This is a genomic window from Mesorhizobium silamurunense, assembly GCF_014843825.1.
Classification (GTDB): Bacteria; Pseudomonadota; Alphaproteobacteria; order Rhizobiales; family Rhizobiaceae; genus Mesorhizobium; species Mesorhizobium silamurunense.
Genome location: NZ_JHQR01000092.1, coordinates 1 through 8,828 on the forward strand (window position 1 = coordinate 1; position 8,828 = coordinate 8,828).

Sequence of the window (8,828 nt, forward strand, 5' to 3'; positions counted from 1 at the left end):
GGCCGCCGGACAGCGTCGCCGGCCAGGCATCGGCCTTGTGCGCCATGCCGACCTTTTCGAGCAGCGCCGTCGCCCGCTCGCGCGCCCGCGCCTGCGGCCATTTCAGCACCGTCACCAGCCCTTCCATGACGTTCTCAATCGCGGTGCGATGCGGAAAGAGCTGGAAGTTCTGGAACACCATGCCGGTCTGCAGGCGCACGCGCTGGACATCCGCCGCCGGAACCTTGCCGCCGGGCCGGAACACAAGCGTCTCGTCGCCGATGCGCAAGGTGCCGGAGGTCGGAACCTCCAAGAGATTGATGCAGCGCAAAAGCGTGCTTTTTCCCCCGCCCGAAGGCCCGACCAGCGCCGTGACGCTGCCTTCGTCGATGCTGACGGTGACACCTTTCAGGACAAGATTGTCGCCGAAGCGCTTCTCGATGTTGGTGAGGCCGATCATGCATTGGCCTCCAGGAAGCCGCCATAGCGGTTGAGCCGCACCTCCAGCCGCGCCTGCAGCGCCGACAGCACCGAGCTCATCGCCAGATAGAGCGCAGCCGCCTCGACATAGAGGATCAGCGGCTCATAGGTGGTGGCGACCACGCGTTGCGCCGCCTGGAACATCTCGGGCACCGTTATTGCCGCCGCGAGCGAGGTGTCCTTGACCAGCGAGATGAAGGTATTGGAGAGCGGCGGCACCGCGACGCGGCCTGCTTGTGGGAGGATCGTGCGCCGCATCGCCTGGCTCCAGGTCATGCCGATCGAGTAGGAAGCCTCCCATTGCCCTTTCGGCACCGAGCCGATGACGGCGCGGATGATCTCCGACGTGTAGGCGCCGATGTTGAGCGTGAAGCCGATCAGCGCGGCGGGAAAAGCATCGAGCAGGACGCCGACCGACGGCAGGCCGTAGAAGATCAAAAACAGCTGCACCAAGAGCGGCGTGCCGCGAAAGATCCAGACATAGAACCGGGCGAGCGCGACCAGCGGCTTCGGGCCGAACAGCCTGATCAGCGCCGTGGCCAGCCCGGCGATAAGCCCCAAGGCGAAGGACAGCAGCGTCAGCGGCACGGTGAAGATCAATGCCGCCCATAGCAGCGTCGGCAATGATTCCAGCATCAATTGCAACCAATGCGGCACGAAGCCCTCTCTTTTCCGGATGCGAAAGCGTCTGCCCGGTATTTGGATGACTATCACGCAAAAACCGGCGGGCCGTCAAAGACGACCCGCCGGGATCAAAAGAACGAAGCTGTGTCTTACTGCGAGACGTCCTGGCCGAAATAGGTGTCGGCGATCTTCTTGTAGGTGCCGTCGGCCTTGATGTCGGCCAGCGCCTTGTTGATCGCCGCCACCAGTTCCGGGTCGCCCTTGCGCACGATGACGCCGGAATAATCGGCGTTCTCTTCCTGAGCGGCGATCTTCACATTGGCGTCGGGCTTATGCTTCTTGAAGTCCAGGAAGGACAGGCTGTCGTTGATGGTGGCGTCGGCGCGGCCCGTGAGCAGCAGCTGGATCGACTGGTCGAAGCCGTCGGTGCCGACCAGCTCGGCGCCGTTCTTCTCGGCGAGCTTGCCGAAATTCGAGGTCAGCGACTGTGCCGCTTTCTTGCCCTTGAGATCGGCGAAGGTCTTTATCTCGGTTTCGTCGCCGCGCACAATCAGCACCGCCTTGGAGGCGATGTAGGGATCGGAGAAATCATACTTGGCCTTGCGCGCGTCGGTGATGCCGACCTCATTGATGACGGCGTCGTAGCGGTTGGCGTCGAGACCGGCGATCAGGCCGTCCCACTTGCCTTCGAGGAACTGGGCCTTGACGCCGAGCTTCTCGGCGATCGCTTTGGCGATCTCGACGTCGAAGCCGACCAGCGCGCCGGATTCGTCATGATAGGTGAAGGGTGCGTAGGTGCCCTCCGTGCCGACCTTGATGACCCCTGCCTGCTTGATCTGGTCGAGATTGGCGCCGGCGTGACCGGCTGTAACCGCCAGAACCTGCAGCGTTCCGGCGACGAGGAGCGATTTGAGCCATTTCATTTTTCTGTGATCCCGTTTTGACCGGTGCCCCGGCGCATTGTGAGAGCCGCAAACTGACAGATAGATGTCCGCGAAATAAGGAACCAGATTTCAAAAATTGGCTCAGCCAGAAATCTGGTCCTCAATATCAACGCAAATCACAACAGGCGAACGCCCCGGGTCGATAACAAAACCGTGCGTGGCGCACTGCATGCGCGCCTCCGCCGCAACGGAACCATCCATGCGCCTGACACGTTGCAGGCTGTTGTAGGGCGCGGCAGCGTCTTTTCAACCGCCATCGGCGCAACGACCTCCAAGAGGAGCCGGCATGATCGAGGATGTGGCAGGGCGGACACTGGTCCGGGCGGCAATGAAGGCTCCCTATCTCGAGCGCGACGAGGAGCATCTCCTGGCCATACGCTGGAGGGAAAAAAACGACCAGGACGCGCTGCATCTGATCACCGTCGCCCATATGCGCCTAGTGATTTCGATGGCTTCTAAATTCCGCCATTACGGCCTGCCGCTCGGCGACCTGATCCAGGAAGGCCATGTCGGCCTGCTGGAAGCCGCGGCCCGCTTCGAGCCCGCCCGCGAAGTGCGTTTCTCGACCTATGCCACCTGGTGGATCCGCGCTTCGATGCAGGACTATATCCTGCGCAACTGGTCGATCGTGCGTGGCGGGACGAGCTCGGCGCAGAAGGCGCTGTTCTTCAATTTGAGAAGATTGCGCGCGCGGCTCGCCAACGGCGCCGAGCCGATCTCCAACGCCTCGCTCTATCGCGAGGTCTCGGCCGCGCTCGGCGTGCCGGAAGCCGACGTGGCGATGATGGATTCGCGCCTTTCGGCTCCCGACAGCTCCCTCAACACCCCGCTCGCCGACGAGAACGGCGCCGCCGAGCGGATGGATTTCCTGGTCTCGGAGGATCCGCTCCCCGACGAGGTCGTCGGCGAAACGATCGATATCGAGCGCCGCGCGGTCTGGCTGAAGAGCGCGCTCGGCGCGCTCAATGCGCGCGAGCTCCGGATCATCGAGGAGCGCCGGCTGAGCGACGACGGCGCCACCCTGGAATCGCTCGGCGAGGCGCTCGGCATCTCCAAGGAGCGCGTCCGCCAGATCGAAGCGCGGGCCATGGAGAAGCTGCGGGCGGCACTGGTCAAACAGAACCCTGAATTCCTGGCGGAAGCAGCCTGAGTAACAACTTCAAGTTGTTACTGTGAGATATTTTATCAAATAAAATATATCGTCGTCGCAGCAGGTTTTCTTCTTTTCCATATGTGCGTATTGTGAATTCTTTAACAGACCCGCGTGCCGCAACTGGTCTTTGTTGAATCAACAGATCATGTGTATGGGGGATTTGCCATGCTGCGATGTTGCGCCTTCCTTGCGGCCTTGATCCTCGTGAGCTTCACGGCGTTCGAAGCTCACGCCGATCGCAGGGTTGCCTTTGTGATCGGCAATTCCGAATACCGAAACATTCCGGCCCTCAGGAATCCGGACACGGAGGCCGAGGATGTCTCGAAGACGTTCCGTCTGGCCGGTTTCCAGGTGTTCGTCGCCAAGGACGTCACCAAGCTTCAGTTCGAGGAGCGGTTCCGCAACTATCTCGCCGCGGCGGACGGCGCCGATTTGGCGGTCGTCTATTATTCCGGCCACGGCTTGCAGATCGGCGGCGAGAATTTCCTGATCCCGGTCGATGCCTCGCTCAAGGAAGCCGCGGACATCGAAGTCCAGGCGATCAAGCTCGACGACATACTGGAGCAACTGCGATCCAAATCGAAGATCCAGATCGTCATCCTGGATGCCTGTCGCAACAATCCGTTCCCGCGCAAGGACTATTGGCTCAGGGACCAGCTGATCGCTGCCAGCGGCACAGGGCTCGCTGAGGTGAAAAGCTCGCAAAACACGCTCATTGCCTTCGCCACCGGGCCTGGTGCGATCGCCTATGACGGCACGGGGGACCTCAGCCCGTTTTCGTCCGCCTTTTCCCGCCGAGCGCTGGCGCCGAACCAGGAGATCCGCACGGTGATGGCCGCCGTACGTCGCGACGTGGTCGCGGCCACCAAAGGCAGGCAGGTCCCCTGGGAGAATTCCTCGCTGATCGACGAGGTGGTGCTGATGCGCCGCGCCAGCCGCCCAGCGCTGCCGCCGGTGCTGGAGAAAGTCGTGCCGTCGGGCGTCGGGCCTGTCGCGCTGGGCCTGCCGGAACCGCTGGATGTCGATGGCGCCGCGGTGACTGTCAGCATCGAGAAGGCGCCGGCGTTCGGACGCCTGATGCTGGATGGCAAGCCGGTCGCAATTGGCAGGCCGATACAGGGCAAGGATTTGCCGCGTCTGAAGATGGACGCGCCCAAGGTGGTTGGCGCGTCGGAGCAAGTGGATACGCTGGCCTACATTACCCATAACGACTGGGGCGGCGAATCCCAGGGCATCCTGTTGTTGCGGGTCAAGAACGGCGAGAATGCCGAGGGCCAGCAGATCATGGCCTCGCTCAAGGCCGAGCAGAAGCAACAAAGATTGGAGCGCGGCCTCCGCATCACCGGGGTCGCCGAGGCAATCGAGAACCGTGACGTCAGCGTCCCTGTCGGTGTCGGGCCGGTGCCGCTGAAGCTGGATTTCCCGACCAAGGATCCCGCCGTCAGCCTGAAGCTCGCGAACTATCCGGCAACCGGAACGCTGTCCCTGCCGGATCGGACCTTGTCTCCGGATTCAAGCCTGATGGCCGATGAAGTCGACCATTTGCGTTACGAACCGCAGATCGGCTCGGCAGCTCCCGTCGAGGTCGGCTTCGAAATCCGCGCCGGCAACGCGTCCAAGCCGGCGACGATGAAGCTGTCGCCAAGCATCGACCCTTGCGATCAGGCAGCGGGAGAGCCGCTCGACCTGCAGGGCGTCGCCCCCGGCAGGCTGCCGAACGAGATCGGCGGCGGAGCAGTGGAAGCCTGCGAGGCGGCAGTGAAGGCCTATCCCGATGTCGCCCGCTTCCACTACGCACTCGGACGGGCGCTGCTGGCAGCCGGCAAGGTCGACGAGGCCAGGAAGGCCATTCAGGATGCTGCCGACAAGGGACATGTCCGGGCCGTCTTCGAGCTCGGCTATGTCGCTTCGTCCGGAATTGGAACGGCCGTGGATTTCACGAAAGCAAACGGCTTCTACTCGGAAGCGTCCGACAAGGGAGACCCTTACGCGATGGCCGCCTGGGGACGCGCCTTGTTCAACGGTCTCGGCGTCGAGCGCGATACACGCAAGGGCTTGGACCTGCTGCTCAAGGCAGCGGCGATGGGCCAGATCAACGCCATGAACGATCTGGCAGTGATCTTCCAGGAGGGCCGCAATGGGGTGCCCGCCGACCCGGCCCGCGCCTTGGCTTTCCTCAGAGCCGGCATCGAGCGGCAAGACGCGTATTCGATGAGCATTCTCGGTCTCCCCGCGCGCAGCGCCTTAGTGGTCGCGGTGTGCAAGCCCAAGGTCGTGCGGAAAATAATCACGAAGATAAAGGTGGTCCAAATACCCACGCCAACGACGCCACCGATCACCTCGACACCGGTCAAACCAATACAGAAAGATACCGGACCGGCGCTCTGGCGCGGCAGTGGCGGCGATCATCCCGAACCCCGCGGCGGCAATAGCGGCGGCTCTGACAGCGGCAGCTCTGACAGCAGCAGCGGCAGCTCCGACACCGGCAGCACCGGCACCTCTGATACTGGCAGCACCGGCACCTCTGATACCGGCAGCACCGGCACCTCTGATATCGGCAGCACCAGCGGTTTCGACAGCGTCAGCACAGGGTTCTGACGGATAGCAGCAGCGATGGCCTGCGCGGGGCCGACCGAATAGACAGCGTCGAGCCGTTTCCCGGCGCAAGCTGCCCGAACGCGGCCGCCGGCCCTATTTGTCGGTGACGATCTTGACCTTGTCGCCGGCCGACACGGTCGCGCCGGGCGACATTGCATTCAGCACGCGGAAGAGGTCGAGCTTGCGGTCGACGCCGACCATCTGGGCGGCAAGCGTGCCCATGTTCTGGCCGGGCTGCACGGTGACCACCCGGATATGCAGCGGCTTCAGCGCCGCCTTCTCGGTTGCGCTCAACGTGCGGAACGAACCGCTGACAGAGCGCGCGACCGGCTCCAGCGCGGTGCTGGCCGAAGGTGCGGCGGTCAGCAGCCGGTAGACCTGCCCGCCGGCGCGGATCACCGCGATATCGAACTGCCACCCTTGCGCGGTTGCATGCGCCATCGCCGCCTCGTTGCCGTTGACCATTTCCTGGCGGACAGTCGAGTCGTCCAGTCCGGCGACCCAGCCGCTGCGGATGTAGTCGGTCAGCGAGACCGACTTGTTGATCGCCACGCCGTCGAAGCGGATGGCGATGTCGCCCGGACCGGTCGCGGTCACGGCGGCCGCCGAATTGTCGATGACGAAGCCGTCCGGCACGGAGAACGACACGCCAAGGCCCGGATGCAGGAAGGTCTGCCCGCGCACATAGCCTTCTTCCGGCGTGTCGCCGTAGAGCAGGCCGTCTATGCCAGCGAGGAAGGCGTCGCGGTCGCGCGTGCCGACACCGGGCGGGCCGAAATTGCGGGCGAGGCGCTGCGCCAGCTCGATGCGCTGCGGCGTGTTGGGATGCGTGGCCAGGAAGTCGAGGCTGGCATCGGTGGCGCCGCTGACCGAGCGGAAATCGGTATAAGCCGACATCGACTGCAGGAAGCGGCCGGCCGCGTAGGGATCGTAGCCAGCCTCGCCGATCGACTTGATGCCGATGGCGTCGGCCTGAAGTTCCTGGTTGCGCGAGAATTGCGCCAGCTTCAGCTTGCCGCGGATGAGTGCGGCCTTGGCTGTCGGGCTGTCGCCGAGCACATCGGAGACGACCTTGGTCGCCAATCCCTCCTCGGCCTCGAGCTGCTGCCGCTGCAGGCCGTGATTGGCGGTGACGTGGCCCATCTCATGCGCGATGACGGCCGCGAGCTCCGAGGAATCGTTGGCCAGCGCCAAGAGCCCGCGCGTGACATAGAGATAGCCGCCCGGCAGCGCGAAGGCGTTGACGTTGGGCGAATTGAGAATGGTGATGCGATAGGTCTGCGTCGGGTTGGCCGACACCACCGTCAAATTGCCGACGACCTTGGCCACCATGCGCTCGAGCTTCGGATCGGAATATTCGCCGCCATAGGTGGCGAGAATTCGCGGATGCTGCGCTTTCGCCATCTCGGCAAGCTTGGCGTTGGCGACGACATTGTCGACCGTGATCGGCTTATCCGAGGGCTGGAAACCGGACTCCTGCACGTCCGGCGGTGTGAACATCTGGCAGCTCGCCAGCGCCACGGCAAAGCCGGCCATCGCGAAAAATCGCGCCAGCGGCCTCGTCCACGCACTCTCGATGCCGGTCGTCAGATCGGCTTCCTTTCGAAATCTTTCGGCAAATCACGGCCACTCCGGACCAGCATGGCCGGACCTAGCCACACTCCCCCGGACAAGGCAAGCAAACGCCGGATTACCCGCAGCCGGTTTGGCCGTAAATTATGTCCGCTTCCGGGCAATATGTTGTGATCCGGCAACGCTGCCGCCTCGATCGCCGATATAGCGCCGGAAGGCGTCCGGTCCAGAGCCGTCGAAGAAATCGGCGGCCGACCCCGTTGCCGCGACCCTGCCCTCGTCGACAAACACTATCTCCTGGCCGATGCGGCGCGCGTCCTCCGGCTGGTGCGTGACGAAAAGCACCGTCATCTGCCGCTCGGCATGGATGCCGGCCACAAGGTCGAGCATGTCGTCGCGCAGTGCAGGGCCGAGCGAGGCGAAAGGCTCGTCGAGCAGCAGCACCGGACGGTCGCGCAGGAGCACCCTTGCCAGCGCGACGCGCTGCCGCTCGCCGCCCGAAAGCTCGCGCGGCAGCCGCTTCTCCTTGCCGGCAAGGCCGACGCGCGCCAGCGCCTCCGACACCGCATGGCGGTCGGCGGCAGAGAGCTTGAGCGATGGCGAGCGGCCGAGCCCGACATTGCCTTCGACCGAAAGATGGGCAAACAGATTGTTTTCCTGGAACACCATCGACACCGGCCGCGCGGAAGGCGCAGTGTCGCCGACATCGATTCCGCCGATCAGCACCTTGCCGGCGCCGGGCGATTCGAAGCCGGCGACCAGATTGAGCAGCGTCGACTTGCCTGAACCGCTCGGCCCCATGACAGCGGTGATCCTGCCGGCGGCGAATTCGGCATCGAAGCCGAACGATGCCTCGCTATAGCTGAACGAAACGTCGTCCAGCGTCACGGCCAGCGCCTTCTCCGCCGCTATGCCATTGTTTGCCGTTGTCATGCCTTTGCTTCCCGCCCCAGCCAGTCGGCGGCGATAACCAGCATCAGGCAAACGAGGCCGAGCAGCAAGGCAAGCCCCGCGGCGTCGGCGGTCCGGTAGCTGCCCATGCGCGCGAGCAAGAGATAGGGCAAGGTCTGCACCGAATCGCTGCCGAACAGCGCGATCACGCCGAGGTCGCCGAGCGACAGCGCCATGGCGAAGGCAAAGCCGGTGGCTAAAGGCCGCCGAAGCGAAGGCCAGTCGACCAGGCGTAGCCGGTTCCAGCCGGAAATGCCGAGCGCCAGGCAGAGCCGCTCATGGCGCTCGCTCGCCGCGTCGTAGGCCGGGCGAACGGCGCGGATGGCGAACGGCATCGCCATAACCGCGTTGACGGCAACGACCATGACGGGTGCGATGGCGAACACATCCGTGATGTTGCGCAAAGCCAGGAACCAGCCGGCGCCGACCACGATCGGCGGCACGACGAGCACGAAACCGGCGCCGGTGTCGGCGGCATGCTCGAGCAGCGACGTAGCGCTGCCCGCACGCCGCAAGGCCAACGCGCG

Annotated in this window: 8 protein-coding genes; 2 read left to right on the forward strand and 6 right to left on the reverse strand. The window is 64.1% G+C overall.

The window, feature by feature from the left end; translation table 11 throughout:
- The 3 genes from DH10_RS11160 to DH10_RS11170 form a co-directional block, all read right to left on the reverse strand.
- Window positions 1–439 (reverse strand): ATP-binding cassette domain-containing protein (locus tag DH10_RS11160; RefSeq protein ID WP_192384719.1); only part of this gene is annotated, 439 nt, incomplete at its 3' end.
- Window positions 436–1,116: an ABC transporter permease subunit gene (locus DH10_RS11165; RefSeq protein WP_192247116.1), complete on the reverse strand. Its 681-nt coding sequence runs from the start codon at window positions 1,114–1,116 to the stop codon at window positions 436–438. The genes DH10_RS11165 and DH10_RS11160, both read right to left, overlap by 4 nt.
- Window positions 1,117–1,232: 116 nt before the next feature.
- Entirely contained in the window at window positions 1,233–2,006 is a 774-nt protein-coding gene (locus tag DH10_RS11170) for an amino acid ABC transporter substrate-binding protein (RefSeq protein ID WP_192247118.1), read from the reverse strand.
- Between the two features lie 307 nt (window positions 2,007–2,313).
- Here DH10_RS11170 and DH10_RS11175 point away from each other — a divergent pair, with 307 nt between their 5' ends.
- Window positions 2,314–3,177: an RNA polymerase factor sigma-32 gene (locus tag DH10_RS11175; protein WP_192247121.1), complete on the forward strand. Its 864-nt coding sequence runs from the start codon at window positions 2,314–2,316 to the stop codon at window positions 3,175–3,177.
- A gap of 168 nt (window positions 3,178–3,345) precedes the next feature.
- Complete coding sequence (locus tag DH10_RS11180) at window positions 3,346–5,778, forward strand: caspase family protein (protein ID WP_192247123.1); 2,433 nt, start codon at window positions 3,346–3,348, stop codon at window positions 5,776–5,778.
- A 93-nt stretch (window positions 5,779–5,871) separates the two neighbouring features.
- Here DH10_RS11180 and DH10_RS11185 read toward each other — a convergent pair whose 3' ends face one another.
- The 3 genes from DH10_RS11185 to DH10_RS11195 all read right to left on the reverse strand — a co-directional run.
- Window positions 5,872–7,314 (reverse strand): M48 family metalloprotease, encoded by a 1,443-nt coding sequence (locus DH10_RS11185; RefSeq protein ID WP_192247124.1) that lies wholly within the window; start codon window positions 7,312–7,314, stop codon window positions 5,872–5,874.
- Between the two features lie 180 nt (window positions 7,315–7,494).
- On the reverse strand, window positions 7,495–8,283 hold the full coding sequence (thiQ, locus tag DH10_RS11190) for a thiamine ABC transporter ATP-binding protein (protein ID WP_192247126.1): 789 nt from the start codon (window positions 8,281–8,283) through the stop codon (window positions 7,495–7,497).
- Window positions 8,280–8,828 (reverse strand): ABC transporter permease subunit (locus DH10_RS11195; protein WP_192384720.1); only part of this gene is annotated, 549 nt, incomplete at its 5' end. The genes DH10_RS11195 and thiQ, both read right to left, overlap by 4 nt.